This is a genomic window from Streptomyces sp. NPDC051740 (genome assembly GCF_044453165.1).
In the GTDB taxonomy this organism is placed as follows: Bacteria; Actinomycetota; Actinomycetes; order Streptomycetales; family Streptomycetaceae; genus Streptomyces; species Streptomyces atrovirens.
Genome location: NZ_JBITCL010000042.1, coordinates 1 through 18,589 on the forward strand (window position 1 = coordinate 1; position 18,589 = coordinate 18,589).

The following is an 18,589-nucleotide window of genomic DNA, read 5'->3' on the forward strand; positions in this document are numbered from 1 at the left end:
CTCCCGCTCCGCGTGAGCGCTGGCAGGATGCTGCGCATCCTGCTCATCCGCCTTGCTGCGCAAGGCGGATGACGTCCCGTCCGCTGCGCTTCCGGGACTGCGGGGGGGGGCTGCGCGCCCTAGGGGCCGGCCCCGCTGTGCGGTGCCGTCAACGGGCCTTCGGCCCTGGCAGCGAGAGGGAGGGGTGGTTGGGGGTGGGGATCGCTTGTTCACGTGAGTTCCGAGGTATCGCACGCATCAGTTAGATGCAGCATGTAGTGTTGGCGAAAACACGGGGCATCCTATGTTGCGGAGCGATGAAGTGCAAAGTGTGCTGGCACTGCTTGGAGCAATTCTCGGTGGAACTCTGGTTCTCTTCGGTGATTTCATTCGACGGAGAGTCGAAAGGCGTAAAGAGGAAGTGAATCGACTCGTAGAAGCAAGTGTGCGACTCTCCTCCATGTACAACCGGCTGTGTGGACAGATCCTTGACGCTTCTACAGCTGGTGTGGCGGTGTCAGATCTGGCCGTTGCAGATCCTCTCCGCTACGAGGTAACGACCCAGTTCTTCATGACTCCTGGTAGTGAGCAGCTTCGCTCTCAGGCTTCCCGTCTGATGGATGCGTATTACCGGCTTCGGGATTCATACGGGCAGGATTCGGCCTGGGTTGCAGCTCGTGATGAATACGGCTTGGCGGTGCGCGAGTTCGAAGCTGCTGTTCGTGCCATCCTCCACCGCAATCACATCTGACGTTCTACTGGGTCTTCATAATTGCCGGGATTGGAGAGGTAAGGGGAGGTCTGTGATTCAGCTCAAGGAGCACCAGCTAGAGCAGAAGTCGAGTTTCTGGAAGTGGGTCGGATTTCCTGTAAGGTCATCTGTGCCGCCTCAGGGTGCCCGTGGCACGATCGTGTCCGCGACCGGGTCCGGTAAAACGATCATGGCTGCTGCGTGTGCGCTGGAGTGCTTCCCCGGGGGGCGGATCCTGGTGACCGTGCCGACCCTGGACCTGCTCGTGCAGACCGCCCAGGCGTGGCGGGCGGTGGGTCACCGCTCTCCCATGGTTGCGGTGTGCTCGCTGGAGAACGACCCAGTTCTCAACGGGTTGGAGGTGCGCACCACCACCCATCCGATCCAGCTCGCCCTGTGGGCAGAGAAAGGGCCGGTGATCGTGTTCGCCACGTATGCCTCTCTGGTGGACAGGGAGGACGTCGATGCTCCCGAGGGCTGGCGGAAGGTTCGCGGGCCGCTGGAGGCGGCTCTGGCGGGCGGAGAGCGGCTGTATGGCCAGCAGATGAGCGGTTTTGACCTCGCCATCGTCGACGAGGCGCACGGTACTGCTGGTGATCTTGGTCGTCCGTGGGCGGCGATCCACGACAACCAGCGGATCCCCGCGGACTTCCGGCTCTACCTGACCGCGACCCCGCGCATCCTGGCGGCGCCCCAGCAGCGCAGGGGCGCCGGCGGCCAGGAGGCGGAGATCGCGACCATGGCCGACGACCCGGAGGGCACCTACGGCGCGTGGCTCGCCGAGCTCGGCCTCTCGGAGGCGATCGAACGCGAGATCCTCGCCGGGTTCGAGATCGACGTCCTGGAGATCCGCGACCCCTCCCCCGTCATCGGGGAATCAGAGGAAGCCCGGCGCGGCCGGCGCCTGGTACTGCTGCAGACCGCACTTTTGGAGCACGCCGCGGCGTACAACCTGCGTACGGTCATGACGTTCCACCAGAAGGTGGAAGAGGCGGCGGCGTTCGCGGAGAAACTGCCCGAGACAGCGGCCGAGCTGTACGCCCGTGATGTCACGGACGAGGACCTGGCGGCCGCGGGCCGGCTCCCCGCGTCGTCGATCGATGCCGGGTTCTACGAGCTGGAGGCCGGCCGGCATGTACCCCCGGACCGGGTGTGGTCGGCGTGGTTGTGTGGCGACCATCTCGTGACCGAGCGGCGCGAGGTGCTGAGGCAGTTCGCCAATGGGATCGACGCCGCTGGGCGGCGGGTGCACCGGGCGTTCCTCGCGAGCTGCCGGGTCCTCGGGGAGGGCGTGGACATCACCGGTGAGCGGGGGGTGGAGGCCGTCTGTTTCGCGGATACCCGTGGCTCCCAGGTGGAGATCGTGCAGAACATCGGCCGCGCACTGCGGCTCAACCGTGACGGCTCCACCAAGGTCGCGCGGATCATCGTGCCGGTGTTCCTTCAGCCCGGCGAGGACCCCACCGACATGGTCGCCTCCGCCTCGTATGCGGGACTGGTCGCTGTGCTCCAGGGCCTGCGCTCGCACGATGAACGACTTGTCGAGCAGCTTGCCTCGCGCGCCCTTACCAGCGGACGACGCATGGTGCACATCCGGCGCGATGAGGAGGGGCGGATCGTCGCGGCCGGCGGCGAGGTGAGCGAGGGCCAGAAGCAGGACGGCGCCGATGTCGCTGCCGAGTCCGCGCTGCTGCACTTCTCCAGCCCGCGCGACGCGGCGACCATCGCCGCGTTTCTGCGCACCCGGGTCTACCGGCCGGAGTCGCTGGTCTGGCTGGAGGGCTACCAAGCCCTGCTGCGCTGGCGGAAGGAGAACGAGATCACCGGCGTCTACGCCGTCCCCTCTGACATCGAGGTCGAAGTCGGCGTCACGAAGGCGTTTCCGCTCGGGCGGTGGGTCCACCAGCAGCGCAAAGCGCTGCGGGCCGGAGAGCTGCAGGAGCGGCGCAAGCTGTTGCTGGACGCGCCGGAGGCCGGGATGGTCTGGGAGCCGGGCGAGAAGGCGTGGGAGAACAAGCTCGCCGCGCTGCGCTCCTACCGGCGCGCCACCGGACACCTCGCGCCGCGTCAGGATGCCGTGTGGGACGACCCGGCCGGCGGCGGCCCCGTGCCTATCGGGCAGCACATGGCCAACCTCCGCCGCAAAGGAGGCCTCGGCAAGAACCCGGAGCGGGCGGCCGTCCGCGCGGCGCAGCTGGCCGCGATCGACCCGGACTGGAACTGCGCCTGGCCACTGGACTGGCAGCGCCACTACCGCATCCTCGCCGACCTCGTCGACGCCGACGGCCACCTCCCCGACATCACACCCGGCGTACTGATGGACGGCGACGACATTGGACGATGGCTGCAGCGGCAGAAACAGCCAGCCACCTGGGCACAGCTGTCGAGCGAGCAGCAGGAGCGGCTGTCCAAGCTGGGTGTACAGCCGCTTGAAGCGCCGTCTGCCGCCCCGGCGGCCGGGCGTACGGCGAAGAGTCCGAGCAAGGCGCAGCAGGCGTTCCAGCGCGGCCTGACGGCCCTCACGCAGTGGGTGGAACGGGAGGGGCAGCGGCCCGTCCCGCGCGGCGCCCTCGTGGAGATCGTGGTCGATGGCGCGGCGGAACCGTTGGCGGTGAAGCTAGGTGTGTGGGTCTCGAACACCAGGGCCCGGCGGGACAAGCTCAGCGCGGAGCAGCTGGCCGCCCTGCGGGAGCTGGGCATCGACTGGGCATGAGGCCAGCATCGGGCGAACATCAGACGTGCCCTGGAGTTCATGCGTACGCAACCGACTTGTCCGACGAGCAGTGGGCGTTGATCGAGCCGCTGGTCACCGCGTGGAAGCAGGAACGGGTGGCACGGTCGGCGACCGGAGACCCGGGCTCCTGCGGCCTGCGTGAGGTCGTGAACGCGCTGCTCTACCAGAACCGGACGGGCTGTCAGTGGCGGCTCCCGCCGCACGACCTCCCGGCCTGGTCGGCGGTGTTCTACTGCTTCACCCTGTGGCGCCAGGACGGCCTTGACCAGCGGATCCAGGAGATCCTGCGCTGCCGGGTGCGGGAGCGGTCCAGACGATGAGAGGACCCGTCCCTGGTGATCATCGACACCCGGTCCGTCCGCGTGGCGGCCGGGGTGCCGAAGGAGACGACGGGACTGGACGCGGACAAGAAGACGCCCGGCAGGAAGCGGGGGCTCGCCGTCGACGTGCTGGGCCTGATCGTCGGCGTGGTGGTCCTGGCCGCGAGCGCGCACGACAACGAGGCCGGCACCGCCCTGCTGGACCAGGCAGCCGAGCGGTGCGGGATGCGCCTGGAGAAGGTCCTGGTCGACCAGGGTTCCAAGGACGCCGTGATCATCCACGGGACGGTGAAGGACATCACCGTCGAGGTGGTCCGGCGCAACCCCGACGACGAAGGCGAAGGCTTCGTCCCGCAACCGAAGCGGTGGGTGGTCGAGCAGGTCAACGGCACCCTCATGCTGCAGCGGCGCCTCGCCCGGGACTACGACCACCGGCCCGACAACGCGGCCTCCCGCGTCTACCGGGCCGCCACCGCCGGCATGCTCCGCCGCCTGACCACCCCCACCGCCGCCTGGCGGGACGACGTGGAGCTGGCCGCGTGAACGCCAGCGAACTCCTGCGGCTGCTGCAGACCGAACACGACGAGACCGCCACCCGCGCCGGCAACCTGCGTGAGCAGATCGAGCGGCTCACCACCGCCCTCGCCGAGACCGAAGCACGCCCGGCCGAGCTCGCCGCCACCCGCAAGGTCATCGACGGCCTCACCCCACCCGACGCCGGAACGGCCCCCGCGGAGACCGCCACCGCGACCGTCTACCAGCGCATCGTGACCACGTTCAACGACCACCCCGAGAAGGTGTTCCGCGTCCATGACCTGCACGAACACCTCGGCCTGCCCACCGACGAGCCCTCGGTCAACGTCACCCGCTCCCGCCTGGGACGACTCGTCCGCCAGGGACTCCTCGAACAACCCGGACGCGGCCGCTACCACAAACGGACCTAACGCCCTCTGAGTGCTCTGAGCTGGGTTCGATACCGCTGCCGGCGCTGCCGCCGTAGCACCACGCTAGTGTCTGGGATATCTCGATTCCTTGGAGCATCCGTGCAAAACGATGGAAGGGCTCGTGGGGACCAGCGCTCGACGCGTGATTCCGGTCCGGCGGTGGTGGGCCGAGAAGCCGAGACCGCAGAAATCATCCGGCGTGTGGGCACTGACCGGTCCCACAGCGACGTTTTGGTCGTCACGGGTGACCCCGGTGCCGGAAAAAGCACGCTGCTCGACCTCGCGGCCGATCGCGCACGGGGCGCGGGTGGCCGAGTGCTGCGGGCGGTGGGGAGCGGATCCGAGGCGCGCCTCGGATTCGCCGGTCTTCATCAGTTGTTGCGCCCGGTACTCGTTGAAGCGCAGGGACTGCCGTCGCGGCAGCGCTCCGCGCTCCGAGCCGTCCTGGGGCTCGAAGAGTGTGCGGAGACTCCCGACGCAATGCTCGTCGGTCTGGCGGTCCTGACCTTGTTGTCGGACCTGGCGGAAACCGCCCCGCTGCTGGTGGTGGTCGACGACGCCCAGTGGATCGACCGCGCATCACTGGACGTTCTCGCGTTCGTGGCGCGACGCATGGACAGCGAGCCTGTCACGCTGCTGGTCGGAGTCCGCGCCGCGGCCGCCCTGCCTGGATTCGACAAGGGATACGAGCGCCTCGAACTCGGCCCGCTGGACGCTGAGGCGGCCAACCTACTGCTGGACCGGCAACCCACGCCGCCCACCGGCCGAGCCCGGGTGCGGATCCTCCAGGAGGCGGCCGGCAACCCGCTGGCCCTGGTGGAACTGACCCACGCCACCGCGATCCGGCACCCCGAGGGCAGTGGCGTGCAGGGTCCGCTGCCGGTCACCGACCGACTGGAGCGGATCTTCGCGGGGCACACGGCGGACCTGCCGGAACCGACCCGCCGCATCCTGCTGCTGCTCGCGGCCGCCGACGCGGCGGACGCTCCGGCGGCGGCCGTGGGACTTCCCGAGGCGGACGACGAGGCATGGGTACCCGCGGACCGGGCCGGTCTTGTACGCCAGGACGGATCCCGGATCTCCTTCCGTCACCCGCTCATCCGCTCCGCCGTCTACCATGCCGCGTCGTTCGAGGAACGCCGCCGGGCCCACCTCGCTCTCGCGGAGTTGCTGCGCGAGGAGCCCGACCGCCGCGCCTGGCACCTCGCCGCCGCGACCGTACGCCCCGACCAGGACGTGTCGGCCGCACTGCAGCAGACGGCCGACCGGGCCCGGCGCCGGGGTGGCTTCGCGGCCGCGGCCGCGGCCCAGGAGCGCGCCGCGGAACTCAGCCCGCGCCGCGAGGACCGGGCGCGTCTTCTGACCGAAGCCGCCACCACCGCCGTCTTCACCGGTCAACTCGGCTGGGTGGAACAACTGGCCGCCGCAGTCCGCCAGTGCACCGACGACCGGGCGCTGCTGGGCAAAGCCGCGCTGGCCACCGGACAGCTCATGTCCCTGGGCTCCCATCACACAGCAGCCTTCGCTCTGCTCATGCGTGTTGCCGACGAGGCGACGGACGCCCGGTCGTCCCTCGTTCTCGACGCGCTGGCCGCGGCGGCGGTGGTCCGTTACTACTCGGGCGAGGAGTCCCAACAGCGACAGATCCAGAGTCTGCTCTCCCGCATGCCCGACGATGCCGCCGCAGCGGCGCTGCGCGCCTGGGTCCTGGCCGTCTCCGACCCCAGCAGCGCAGGAGCCTTCCTCACACCGGTCCTGCCCGGGCTCATTGCCAAGGCCAAGGGCGACGCCAGTCGCCTGACCGCGCTGGCCATCGTCGCCTGGCTGCTCGACCAGACCACCCTCGCCGCCAGGACCTTCGGCGAGGCGTTCGACCAGTGGCAGGCCCGTGGATGGCTCCCGGACGGACTGGGATGCGCGGCCGGATGGACCCGCCTGGAGCAGGGCCGATGGGCCGAGGCCCGCTCGGTGGCGACTGACATCGCGGCCATGGCATCGTCGGCCGGACTCGACCATGCCGAGGCGTGTGCTCACGCACTCGATGCCACGGTGGTCGCTCTGCTGGGCGACCCGGCCACCGCACGCCGGCTCGTCGAACGAGCCCTGGCTCTGGTCGATCCACTGGAGAGCCGCTCCGTCGCGGTCTTCGCGCGTCGGGCCCTGGGGATGGCGGCCGTGGCCGAGGGCGACTACGACACCGCGTACACGCAGTTCCGCTCCGCGTTCACCGATGACGGCGATCCGGTCCACTACCACGTCTCCTACACCCTCCTGGCCGAACTGGCGGCGGCGGCCGTCCGCCGAGGACGACAGGAGCACGCCGCAGAGCTACTGGAACGGTCGGCGCGGCGCCTCGGTACAGGCATGTCGGCACGGGTGAGGACACTGATCGACCGGGGCCGCGCCCTGCTGGCGGAACCCGAGCACGCGGAGCTGTTCTTCCGCGCAGCGCTCAAGGAACCCGCAGGGGAGCAGTGGCCGTTCGAACGTGCGCAGACACAGCTCGACTACGGGGAATGGCTTCGGCGGCAGCGCCGTATCGCCGAGGCCCGTCCGCTGCTGAGCGCCGCCCTCGAAACCTTTCAGCGGCTGGGCGCGCGGCCGTGGGGCGAGCGGGCACAGGCAGAACTTCGCGCCGCCGGCATCGAGGCCGGCGACGTCGTGCCCACTGCCTTCGCCGAACTCAGCCCCCAGCAGCAGCAGATCGTCCAGCTGGCGGCCCGTGGCCTGACGAATCGTGAGATCGGGGAAAAGCTGTTCCTCTCACCGCGCACGGTCGGTTCTCACCTTTACCGGGTGTTCCCCAAGCTCGGTATCACCGCCCGCTCACAGCTCCGCGACGTGGTCGAAGGCATCCTGTCGGGTACCGGCGTCCAGGGCTGAGTGCAGTTTCCCCGTGATAGTGGACACTCGATGCTTACGCTGCGAGGGCGTGTTCTTGCTCGTGCCGCTGCCGGGTCTCCAGCGGGGGGAGGTAGCCCCACACTGGATGCCTCCGCAGCCGCTTGCGGTGGTAGAAGGTCTCGATGAAGGTGAGAATCTCAGCGCGGGCCGTGGTCCGGTCGGGCCGGCGGCAGGTGCCGATCTCGGCTTTCAGCAGCGCGAAGGCGCTCCCCTCGGCGAGGCGAGCGCCTGGCCGGGATGCTCCCGGGCCACCGACAAGTCCGAGGAAGGACAGCACGGTCGATCGGAGTGCGGGTCAGGAGGCCGCGAGAGCATCCCGGCACCCGCGTCCTGGCGCGTCCATCGCTGTGCGGGTCAAGAGGCCCGGAATATCCGGTACTTCACATTTTCACTGTCCGAGTGCGCGATGCAGCCGGGCTGGAGGCCTCTGCGGCCGGTGTCATCGTCAGTGCGTCGACCACGGGGGATGCACGGTGGGGGCTGGCCATCAAGTAGCCGACGATCTCGCGGGTCGCCAGGTCTAGCCACGTCGCCAGATACAGCCAGCCCTCGTTGGTGGGGATGTCGGTGATGACACCGACCAGATTCCGCCCCGGGGCGGCGGCCGTGAAGTCACGGCCGATCAGCGAAGCCTTCCTCGTCCCACGCCTCGATGTCCCCGGCAGTCTGCCCCGGGGGAGCGTTGTCTGCCGTCGCCGGTGCCTTGCATCACCGCAGGACCGACATGGATCTCGGACAGGTGGACAGCGTCGTCGTCCAGCCATCGGCGCGGCAGAGGACGGGGTGTGCGGATCTCAATCATGGTCCCGTCCTGCCGACGCGGCGGCGGGAACATGAATCGCGGTGCCGCACAGCTCGTCACTCGGGACTCGGACATTCGGCCCGACTCCCAGGAATCGAATACGCCGGCGCAGATACCTGTCGGCCGACCAGCTCCGCCGACGGGTCCGTACCGGCCACGACGATGCCCCTGCGACTCTAGGGCCTGCGGCTTCGACGCCGGAAAGGGAATCAACGGCCGCAAGAGACACATCGCGGTCGCCGCCTCGGGCTCCTGGTGACGATCACGGTGACCCCCTCGGACACCACCAGCCCTGACATCACCCGCGAAATGCTCTGGCAGCTGCGGATCACGCAGCTCCAGATCGCCCGGGCCCGGGCCGACGACTCCGCCGGCACCGGCTGCTCACCTACTCGTCCGACGTCTCCCCTCCACCTCGACGGAAGCCGTACGCAGCCCTTGGCTCAGGTCCCTGTCCAGCTTCTTGCCGACAGGCCAGAACAGCGGGGAATGAACCCGGCCGGCTGGTGGTTGCCGAAACCGAATCTGATTCGGATAACGGAAGGACAGCCATGACCGACTCGTGGCAGCGGGACGCACTCTTGGAAGCCCGCTACGGGCAGCAAGCGACGCCGGAGAACATCATCTGGAACGAGCAGATCGAAGCGCTGCTCGCGCACCGCTCAGTGCGCGCGTTCACCGACGAGCCGCTGCCCAACGGCGCTCTGGAGACGGTGGTGGCAGCCGCCCAGTCGGCGTCCACATCGTCGAACCTTCACCAGTGGAGTCTCGTGGCTGTCTCGGACCCGGAGACGAAGGCCGAGCTCGCGAGGCTGACACACGGCGTGGAGTTCACCGGGTTCGAGTTCGTCGCCCAGGCCCCCAGCGTGCTGCTGTGGGTAGCGGACATGTCGCGCAACCACGCGATCAGCGTCGAGCTGGGCAGCAAGCCCCTCGTCACCGACTACGTCGACGCCTTCCTGATGGCGTCGATCGACGCGGCCCTGGCTGCCCAGAACGGTCTCGTCGCGGCAGAGGCGATCGGTCTGGGAGGCGTGTACCTGGGCTCGCTGCGCAACCATGCCAAGGAGCTCGCCGACCTGATCGGACTTCCCTCGTACGCCTATGTCGTGTTCGGCATGGCCATCGGCACCCCAGACCCGCACCGCCCCAGCGTGGTACATCCCCGCCCGGCGCAGGACGTCGTGCTGCACCGCGAGCGCTACCGGACACGGCCGACCGAGGAATGGATCGAGGACTACGAGACCGCGTTCAAGGACTTCCGCGCCGAGTACGGACTGCGTGACAAGACATGGAGCCATTCCGTCGTGGTGGGCATGGGCCTGGACTACATGGACGGGCGTGAGAACCTGCGCCGTACGCTGGAGGAGCGCGGCTACCTGCTGCGCTGAAGGGCATTCGACAGGAAGTGGGGGCACCGGGCGTGGCCAGGCCGAAGACGCCGCTGTTGTCCGCGACACGAATCGCGGACGGCGCGATCGAACTCGTCGACCGCACCGGTGACATCCAGATGGTTCAGCTGGCCCGGCACCTCGGCGTCGCCCCGTCATCGCTCTACTCCCATGTCACAGGCCGGGCGAAGGTCATCGACCTCGCCCGGCTGCGGATGCTGGAACGTATGGAACCCGTCGGACCCGCGCACGACTGGCGCGAGGCCGTGGCCAACCTCCTGCGCCAGCTCACCACCCTGTACGCCAGGCACCGACGCATCCTGCCGCTCCTCTCCACCACCGCCGTGGCCTGCAACCGTTCCATCGCGGTTTACGAGCCGATGTTCGCCGCACTGATCGAAGGAGGCTTCCGGCTAGACCAGCTACGCCTGGTCGTCGCCATGGTCGAGTTCCAGGCATTCGGTCTCGCCCAGGGACTGCCGACGCCGGCCATGTCCGACCACATCCGCAAGACCCTTCCCGCCTACACCGCATCGGTGGACCACTCAAGCTACGACCTGGCCACCGCGACCGAGTTCTCCGTGGCCATGGTCATCGGCGGGCTGGAAGCGATCCGGACCCACCCCGGTGGGCCGTGAGCACTCCGGCACAACTGTGGCCGTCACGGCGGGCGGCCACCGGCATTCGACCGTCACATCTATCAGCGTCACAACGTAGTTGAGCGGTGCTTCGACCGCCTCAGGGGTTTCCGCGGCATCGCCACCAGATACGACAAGACCGTCACCTCCTACGAGGCAGCGGTCAATCTCGCGTCATTCCCACTCTGGACAAGATCAGTGATGACGGACCCTAACGAGCTCGTGCATGGTTGGCGTCTGGGCCGCGGGGTGGCATGGTCGTCCCATGGGGAGCGTTGCCCGTGCGGTGATCGTCAATGGTCCGCGGATCACTGGTCTGGCCGGGAACGTTATTGCTGAACTCGTCGCCGAGACAGGCCCGTTGTGGGCCGCCAGTGGCACCGACACCTTGCGGGACGTCCCAGGCGACGAGCAATTAGGAGCGGGAGCCCGCTACAAGCTGGTCTTCGTCCACCGGCTGCTCGCCATGCTCGTCCACTTCCGTCACGGGGTGACGCACTCCGTGTTGGCCTGCTGGTTCGGGGTGGACCGCTCCGCCAACACCCGCGCGATCGGCGAGATACGCCCCTCGCTGGCCCAGCGTGGCTGCGTGGTCGTAGCGGCCATCCCACTGCACACGCTTGCTGCTGTTGTCGACTATCTCGGCGTCAGCGGACAGAGCGCCATCATCGACGCCACCGAGATCCGCGTCCGTCGCCCCGTCCACGGCACCGACAGCCGAGACCGCTACATCTCCGGCTAGAGCAGGCAGAACGCGGTGAAAGTCCTGGTCGTCACCGATACCCATGGGCAGCTGCTGTCCGGCGGCGCACTCAAGCCTGGCAGCTGCCCAGACATCACCCAAGCCCACGACGCAAGGACTGGTCGAACTACTCGGCAGACACCGAGGCCTGCGCATCCTCGCGGATGCTGGCTACCAAGGGCTGGGCGCCCAGACCGTCGGCCAGGTGATCACACCACCGCACCGCAAAATCAAGAAGAATGCCCCGACCTGGTGGGAAGAACGGGTTCACCCAGCAGCCAAAGGCCCACTCATCGCAACGGTCCGCGTCGAGCACGGCATCGCCCACCTCAACAATTGGCGGGCTCTGGCCCGCCACCACGGCCGACGCGAACTCTTCGACGAACTCGTCCCCGCTGTCGCGGGACTCGCGTCCATCCGTCGACCGTCACCGCACCCTGCCTCAGCAGGGTGAGCAACACCCCGCATGCCCCGTCGCCATGCCCCGCGCGAACCATGCACGAGCTCGTTAGGATTGTCCTTTTCGCGGGTGTTGACCGCGCTGGGCATGGCCGATCCAGAGCCGGCCCACGAGGCAGCTCTTGAACGGGCGAACGACCGAGCGAACGCGCAGGGCGCGGAAACCTGAGGCCTGACGAAGACGCTCCGGGTGTCGAGTGCCCCTCGGCCACCTGGCAATCGTCCGTCCCAAGTCCGTGCACTGCCCGGCCCCCTGAACCGTAAGCCATTGTCCACGGGTACAGACCCGTCCGGTGCCGCGCGGTCGTCAATGCCGACAACGGACGCCTTGCCTCGTTTCACCGTCCAGACCACTGCGAGCTACCCCACGCTCCTCCACCTGCGTGCTGCAGAACCTCCGAGAGCAGTCACCTGACGCATACCGGAGGGGATCCCCGCGTACCGAGACTGGCGAAGCGGGCGGTGGCCGGCCAGAACCTCGAGACACCCCTGGCGGTCGTGCACCCGCGAAAGGACCTACGGAGCACCATGGTGGCAAGGACAACGGCAGCACTGTGGGACCGCTTCGCCGCCTTTGACCCCGGGCTCACGCGTCTGGCCTCCGCGATGCGCGCCGTGCTCGGCACAGCCGCGGCACTTGCCGTGCTGACAGCGCTGCGAGCGCCCGAAACGGTGCTGGTGGTCGGCGGTTTCACCGCGATGACGACGTCACTGGCGATCAGCGACCTGCATCCGCGCAACCAGCTCATCACCCTCGGGCTGGGCGCTCCGCTCTCTCTCGCGTCCCTGGCCGCCGGAGCTGTGCTGACGCCGTACCCGACGGCAGCCAAGCTGATCTTTTTGGTGGTGATCTACCTCGCCGTTCAGGCCCGCCGGTTCGGCTCACGAGGGCTGGGCCTGGGGATCTTCGGGTTCATGTTCTTCCTGCTGTCTCAATTCGTCCAGGCCCGAGCAGACCAGCTTCCGCAACTCGGGGCATCGGTACTCGTGGCTTTCGGGGCCGTTACGACCGTGTGGTACTGCGTCGGCCCCGTCACGGCGGCTGGAGCCCTGAGACGGCTGCGGCACGCATTCGGCGTGCGTCTGTACGACGTCCTCCGGGACACGGCCTCGGTGGTCGCCACCGGGCAGGACGACGGCACCCGCAGCCGTCTGTTGCAGGAGCGCCTCGACAGACTGCACGCAGCCGCGCTGCTGATCGAGGACTTTTTCGACGAGCGCGCAGTCGACGAGGGCACCGAGGCCCCGCTGCGGCACATTGGTCGTGTGGAGGTGGCCGCGCAGCGCCTGGCCGTACTCACCGTCCGCGCGGTCCGCACACCGGCGGCCCGCAACGATCTGGCGGAACGAGGGGCGCGGCAGCGGCTCGCGCAGCGGATCCGGGCTCTCGGGCACCGGGTCACCGCGGGAACGGTCCGCACATCCGAACAGTACGAGGAGAGGGACGAAGGCGGCCCGGCGAACCGGCCGGCCGGCTCCGCACATGTGCAGGACTGCTTCCTAGCGGTCGACGAACTCACCACAGCCCTGCGGGTTCTCGGCCCACGCGGCCGCCCAGCAGGGTTCGGGACACCTCCTTACAAAGCCGCCCCATCAGCCTTGGGTGCGGTACCGCGCAGGGACACAGACACCGACAGCCTGAAGCGACAAGCCACCCGCCAGGCGGTCCAGGTGACAACAGCCTCGGCCCTCGCAGTCGCGGGCGGTCATCTCCTGTCTCCGCACCTGTGGTACTGGGCAGTAGTGACCGCATGGGTCGTCTTCATCAGGACCGAGAGCACCGGCGAGGTGCTGCTGCAAAGTGCCCGGCGGCTGGCGGGCACTGTCGTCGGCGTGATTTTCGGCTACGGCCTCGCCGCCCTGGTCGGTGGAGACGGCCCAGTCCTCCTGATCCTGCTCCTGCTGTGCATGTTCGGGATCTTCTACACCCCATCACGGGCCTATTGGGCCGTGACGTTCTTCATCACCGGCACACTCAGCATGCTGCTCGCGCTGATGGACACCTTCTCGACGCACGTGCTGCTTCTGCGTGTCCAGGAGACCGCACTGGGAGTAACCTGCGGAATCCTCGCCGCCACCCTCGTCCTTCCCACCACGGTCCGCCGGGCCAGTGACGAGGAGCTGGTCGGTTTCCTGCGCGTCCTCGACCGCCTCCTTCAGGCCATCGCGTCAGGAAGCACGGACGCGGGAACCCCGGCGAACTGGGTCCGCGCGGCACACGACCTCGACCAGGCACTGGAGTCCTTCCGCAAGGCCTGCCTGCCTCTCACCCATCCGCTCAACCCGCAGCGCGGCCGACGGCACCACACCCGCCACCTGCTGGAACTCCTTGAGGCCGGCGCGTACCACGCACGGAGCCTGGCCGCCGCGGCCGAGCGTCTCCCAGCGGGCCATGCCTCGGAATGCGCCTCCCGCCTCACTGCCGCGGCCGACCGCGCGCACGAGACCGTGGCCCACCTGATCCGCGTCACCGGCCATCGACCGGGATTCTCCTCGCACACGGCACGCCCCAGAGTCGTCAGGGCACTGTCCCTGCTCTCGGAGGAGCCGCGCGTCAGCCGCAGCCGGCCGTCGCCGGAGTGTCGCCTGCAGCAGCACATCAGTCGCCTCGACGCGACCTTGACCGCGCTGGTGCGAGCTGCGGAGCCGCTCGTCCCGGACCCCGGCCGCACCACCATGGTCCCGCCCGAGAGCGTTGACATCCCGTCGCCGCACGGGCCGGCCCCGGTTGTCGCGGTGCGCTGCGTCGATCTCGAGGACCCATGCAACGCCCAAGCCGTCTGACACCGCCAGAACGCATCACGGGGTGACCGCACACCCTTGCATTTTGCTGATTTGCAGGCATCAAAGCCGTCGGCGTGAAAGGCAGGGACAGCCACCGCACACGACACGGCCGACAAGCGGGCATACGGATCCGGCCGCCGTCTCGTGAACACGGCGAGGTAGCCACGCGCTCATCCACAAGGCATCCGGGAACGGAACTGGAAACGGGGAGCCGCCTCGCCTTTCACCTGCCCTAAAAGAGGAAAAGTCCCTTTTCAGAGCCGTACGCACCGGTGCAGTCATGTGACGGATACCGCGCCCGCCGAAGCCGCTCGTACGGTTGGGTAAACCCTACGGACTCCAAGGAAATCACATGGAACAGATCACGCTCGGCAACGTCTCCATCACCCGCGTCTGGGAATATTACGGGTCCGTCGAAATGGAGCCCCACGCCTTCTTCCCGGAAAGCTCGCAGGAAGTCTGGAAGGACGGCGTCCACTGGCTGGCCCCGCATTTCCTGGACTCCGAGACCAACATCGTGAATTCCGCGATCCAGACCTGGCTGCTGCGCAGCGGAGGCAAGACCATCCTCGTCGACACCGGTGTGGGCAACCACAAGGAGCGCCCGTACGCGCCGGTCTGGAGCCACCTGGAGACGGACTTCCTGGCCAACCTCGCCCGGGCAGGTGTCCAGCCCGAGGACGTGGACATCGTGATCAACACGCATCTGCACATCGATCACGTCGGCTGGAACACCTACCTGGACGGGCGGAGTTGGGTTCCCACCTTTCCCAACGCCACCTATCTGATGCCGAAGGACGACTTCGACTTCTGGAACCCGGCAAACGGCCACGAGCCGCTGCCCGGCCGCGGCAACCAGAACGTCTTCGAGGACAGCGTGGCCCCGGTGCACCAGGCCGGCCAGACGCTGCTGTGGGAGAACAGCCATCAAATCGACGCCGACCTGCGCCTGGACGCGGCTCCCGGACACACCCCCGGCTCCTCCGTGCTGACCCTCAGCTCCGGGACGGACCGCGCGGTGTTCGTCGGTGACCTGCTGCACAACCCGGTGCAGATCGTCGAGCCGGACGCCAACAGCTGCTTCTGCGAGGACCCCGCGGGCGCCCGCGCCACCCGCCGCAAGGTGCTGGGCTGGGCGGCCGACAACAACGCGCTCCTGATCCCCGCGCACCTGGGTGGTCACGGTGCCGCCGAAATCGCGCGTAACGGCAACACGTTCGACATCAAGGGCTGGGCGCCCTTCGCCCCGTACTCCGAGCAGGGCTGACGCCCCGGAAAGGCATAGCTGTGAGCCACGAACCCGAGCCCGTCGTCACCACCGCACAGGGAGCCGTCCGCGGTCTCCGTCAGGACGACGGCACCGCCACCTTCCTGAACATCCCCTACGCCGCTCCTCCGATGGGCGCCGGCCGGTTCGCCCCGCCGCAGCCGCACGAGCCCTGGGACGGCGTACGGGACGCCACCGTGCCCGGCCCCAACGCCCCGCAGTCCGAGCGGAAGCTCGGCAGCATCGACATGGCCCCCTACTTCGGCGCCGGCTGGAGCCGTGGCGAGGACTACCTCACCGTCAACGTCTTCCAGCCCACCACCGCGGACAGCGGCCTGCCCGTGATGGTGTTCGTCCACGGCGGCGGGTTCGTCGCCGGATCGACGCGGTCCGCGCTGTACGACGGTTCCGCCTTCGCCCGCGACGGCGTCGTCCTGGTCACACTCAACTACCGGCTGGGCATCGCCGGGTTCCTCGACATTCCCGGGGCGCCCGCCAACCGCGGCCTGCTCGATGTCGTCGCGGCGCTGCGCTGGGTGCGGGAGAACATCGCCGCCTTCGGCGGTGACCCGGACGACGTCACCCTCTTCGGCCAGTCGGCCGGGGCGACCGTCGTCGGCGGCATCCTCGCCACCCCTGAGGCCGCGGGCCTGTTCCGCCGGGCGATCGTGCAGAGCGGCAGCGGTCTGGGGGCGTTCACCTCCGAGCAGGCCGCCCGTGTCACCAAGGCCGCGGCCGAGGAACTGGGCATCGAGCCGCACACCGACGCCTTCGCGGACATCTCCGACGAGCGCCTGGTGGAGGCCGCCTCCCGGCTCGCGGGCATCGACCTGCAGACCGAGACACACCACGATCCGCTGATCGGCCTCAGCCCCTTCAGCCTGGTGCTCGACACACAGCCTGCCGTCTCCGTCGGCGCCGGCCTGAGCGCTGATGTCGACCTGCTCATCGGGACCAGCACCGAGGAGGGAAACCTCTACCTGGTCCCGGTGGACAAGTACGCCACCTCGACCGCCGACGATGTCGACGATACGGCGGCGCGCTCGCACCCGAGGCCCGCGCAGCTCGTGGAGACGTACCGCACCACCCGCCCCGAGGCGTCCTTCGGTGAGCTGCGGTCGGCCATCATGGGCGACGCGCTGTTCGGAGCGGGCAGCTGGGCCCTGGTCGGCGCACATGCCGCCCACCCCCAGTCCGCCACGTTCAGCTACGAGTTCGCCTGGCGCTCCCAGGCCCTGAGCGGAGACCTCGGCGCCACCCACACGATGGAACTCCCCTTCGTCTTCGACATCGCCGAACTCCCGCAGCTGGCGGGTGAGGGCGCCCTGCTCGGCCCCGACAAGCCCCCCGGGGACCTCGCCACCCGCACGCACGAGGCCTGGATCCGCTTCGCCAGGACCGGCAACCCCGGCTGGGACCAGTACGACACCACACGCCGGACCACGATGCACATCGACGCCGAGTGGACCCAGGTCGACGACCCCCGCAGCCAGGAACGACAGGCCTGGGCCTGACCCCGTCGCGCAGATCGCTCTGTGCGCCCTTCCGTCAAGGACACACCGTGAAAACCGTCATCACCACCGAGAACGCACCCACTCCGGCAGCCCCGCTGTCCCAGGGCATCCGCAAGGGCCCGATCCTTCAGGTCTCCGGGCAACTCCCGCTCGACCCGGCCACCGGCGCGGTCGTCGGCACCACGGTCGCCGAGCAGACCACGCAGACCCTGCGCAACGTCACCGCCGTACTCAAGGCGGCCGGCGCCGGACCGAAGGACGTCGTGATGCTCCGCGCTTACCTCACCGACCCCGCCCACCTGCCCGAGCTGAACGAGGCGTACGCGGCGGCCGTCGGCGAACCGTTCCCCGCCCGCACCACCGTCTACATGCAGCTCCCTCCGGGACTGCTCGTGGAGATCGACGCCCTGGCAGTCCTGGACGACTGACTCGGCTACAGGGCAAGGCCGGTCCGGCGCGGCCCCCGGGACCGCGCCGGACCGGCCTCCGTCCCTGAAAGAGGAGGGGGACACGATGGATGATCGCCTGTCGAGAGCGTGCGTCAACCTGAGGGTTGCACCGGTGAAACTGCTGGACGCCTTGTGCTCCCTGTCGGGGCGCCCTGCACCGCCCTCCGGTCCTCATCCGGCACGGCGCGTCTACGGGCGCGTACTGCACGCAGCGACCTCGCTGCCGCTGGGCGCGCTGCAACCGGGCGACGTGAGCGCGGCCACCGAGGTGCGCGCCGGCCTCCTGAACGCCCACGTCCCGCCCCTGTCGGACGCGGTCGCCCGTTGCATCCAGCACACGGTCGACGACCTGGGGCCCGCCGACCTGTGGACGCTGGCACGCTGTACCGCCATGACCCGCGACGACCTCGCGTGGGGCGCCACCGCATCTCTGGCGCGAGAACGCCTCGAACAGCCGGACTCTCTGGACGACATCGCCGCGCAGGTCATCGTGGACGAAATCGCTGAACGGACCCCATGCCGGTGGGGCCGTCACCACAGCGACACGGCTCGTGCCGCGCTGTATCGGACTCTGGCCGACCTCGCCGATGTCCTCCTGGAAGTGTCGGAGTCCTCCCCGACGCCCCTGGCCTGGAGCACCGACGACAACGTGAGGCGTTCCTCTGCCGTGATTGGCGGAGTGGTCCACGACGTACTGGTCCAGAACGCGGAGAACCCACCCTCCTCCGCACAGCCCGTCTGGCACCACCCCTCACCCCCTGCCGCACACACTGCCTGGCAGTGGCGTATCACGAACGGACCGACCGGCCGCGCTTCCCACGGTTGCGGGCCCTTCCCTTCCGCGCTCGCGGCACGGCACGCCGCCGAGTGCGCGATCACGGCCCTCGCCGCCGGGAAATGCAGCCTATGAG

General features: G+C 68.8%; 13 protein-coding genes and 1 pseudogene. 13 read left to right on the forward strand and 1 reads right to left on the reverse strand.

What is annotated here, in order from left to right:
- Positions 1 to 310 precede the first annotated feature (310 nt).
- The 8 genes and pseudogenes from ACIA6T_RS34970 to ACIA6T_RS35005 all read left to right on the forward strand — a co-directional run bounded on the left by ACIA6T_RS34970 (position 311) and on the right by ACIA6T_RS35005 (position 11,205).
- A complete protein-coding gene (locus ACIA6T_RS34970) occupies positions 311 to 730 on the forward strand; it encodes a hypothetical protein (protein ID WP_399450540.1) in 420 nt (139 codons plus the stop codon).
- A gap of 52 nt (positions 731 to 782) precedes the next feature.
- Positions 783 to 3,443 (forward strand): Helicase associated domain protein, encoded by a 2,661-nt coding sequence (locus tag ACIA6T_RS34975; RefSeq protein WP_399450541.1) that lies wholly within the window; start codon positions 783 to 785, stop codon positions 3,441 to 3,443.
- Positions 3,440 to 4,327, forward strand: a pseudogene (locus ACIA6T_RS34980) (IS5 family transposase). The gene ACIA6T_RS34975 and the pseudogene ACIA6T_RS34980 overlap by 4 nt, the downstream one beginning before the upstream one ends.
- Positions 4,324 to 4,728, forward strand: coding sequence for a hypothetical protein (locus ACIA6T_RS34985; RefSeq protein WP_399450542.1), 405 nt, complete (start codon positions 4,324 to 4,326; stop codon positions 4,726 to 4,728). The pseudogene ACIA6T_RS34980 and the gene ACIA6T_RS34985 overlap by 4 nt, the downstream one beginning before the upstream one ends.
- Positions 4,729 to 4,827: 99 nt before the next feature.
- Positions 4,828 to 7,611: an AAA family ATPase gene (locus tag ACIA6T_RS34990; RefSeq protein WP_399450543.1), complete on the forward strand. Its 2,784-nt coding sequence runs from the start codon at positions 4,828 to 4,830 to the stop codon at positions 7,609 to 7,611.
- Positions 7,612 to 8,985: 1,374 nt separating this feature from the next.
- Positions 8,986 to 9,825 carry an NADPH-dependent oxidoreductase gene (locus tag ACIA6T_RS34995; RefSeq protein ID WP_399450544.1) on the forward strand — a complete coding sequence of 280 codons (840 nt, stop codon included), beginning with the start codon at positions 8,986 to 8,988 and terminating at the stop codon, positions 9,823 to 9,825.
- Positions 9,826 to 9,881: 56 nt separating this feature from the next.
- Positions 9,882 to 10,463, forward strand: a complete 582-nt coding sequence (locus ACIA6T_RS35000) for a TetR/AcrR family transcriptional regulator (RefSeq protein WP_399450545.1) — start codon at positions 9,882 to 9,884, stop codon at positions 10,461 to 10,463.
- A 265-nt stretch (positions 10,464 to 10,728) separates the two neighbouring features.
- Positions 10,729 to 11,205 carry a transposase family protein gene (locus ACIA6T_RS35005; RefSeq protein WP_399450546.1) on the forward strand — a complete coding sequence of 159 codons (477 nt, stop codon included), beginning with the start codon at positions 10,729 to 10,731 and terminating at the stop codon, positions 11,203 to 11,205.
- A 127-nt stretch (positions 11,206 to 11,332) separates the two neighbouring features.
- Here ACIA6T_RS35005 and ACIA6T_RS35010 read toward each other — a convergent pair whose 3' ends face one another.
- Entirely contained in the window at positions 11,333 to 11,521 is a 189-nt protein-coding gene (locus tag ACIA6T_RS35010; protein ID WP_399450547.1) for a hypothetical protein, read from the reverse strand.
- A gap of 671 nt (positions 11,522 to 12,192) precedes the next feature.
- On the opposite strand from ACIA6T_RS35010, the gene ACIA6T_RS35015 reads away from it, so the two are divergent.
- The 5 genes from ACIA6T_RS35015 (at position 12,193) to ACIA6T_RS35035 (ending at position 18,588) form a co-directional block, all read left to right on the forward strand.
- On the forward strand, positions 12,193 to 14,448 hold the full coding sequence (locus tag ACIA6T_RS35015) for an FUSC family protein (protein WP_399450548.1): 2,256 nt from the start codon (positions 12,193 to 12,195) through the stop codon (positions 14,446 to 14,448).
- A 352-nt stretch (positions 14,449 to 14,800) separates the two neighbouring features.
- Positions 14,801 to 15,715 carry an MBL fold metallo-hydrolase gene (locus ACIA6T_RS35020; RefSeq protein WP_399450549.1) on the forward strand — a complete coding sequence of 305 codons (915 nt, stop codon included), beginning with the start codon at positions 14,801 to 14,803 and terminating at the stop codon, positions 15,713 to 15,715.
- A gap of 20 nt (positions 15,716 to 15,735) precedes the next feature.
- Positions 15,736 to 17,229 carry a carboxylesterase/lipase family protein gene (locus ACIA6T_RS35025; RefSeq protein ID WP_399450550.1) on the forward strand — a complete coding sequence of 498 codons (1,494 nt, stop codon included), beginning with the start codon at positions 15,736 to 15,738 and terminating at the stop codon, positions 17,227 to 17,229.
- A 47-nt stretch (positions 17,230 to 17,276) separates the two neighbouring features.
- Positions 17,277 to 17,657 (forward strand): RidA family protein, encoded by a 381-nt coding sequence (locus ACIA6T_RS35030; RefSeq protein WP_399450551.1) that lies wholly within the window; start codon positions 17,277 to 17,279, stop codon positions 17,655 to 17,657.
- A gap of 85 nt (positions 17,658 to 17,742) precedes the next feature.
- Complete coding sequence (locus tag ACIA6T_RS35035; protein WP_399450552.1) at positions 17,743 to 18,588, forward strand: hypothetical protein; 846 nt, start codon at positions 17,743 to 17,745, stop codon at positions 18,586 to 18,588.
- Position 18,589: the final 1 nt, after the last annotated feature.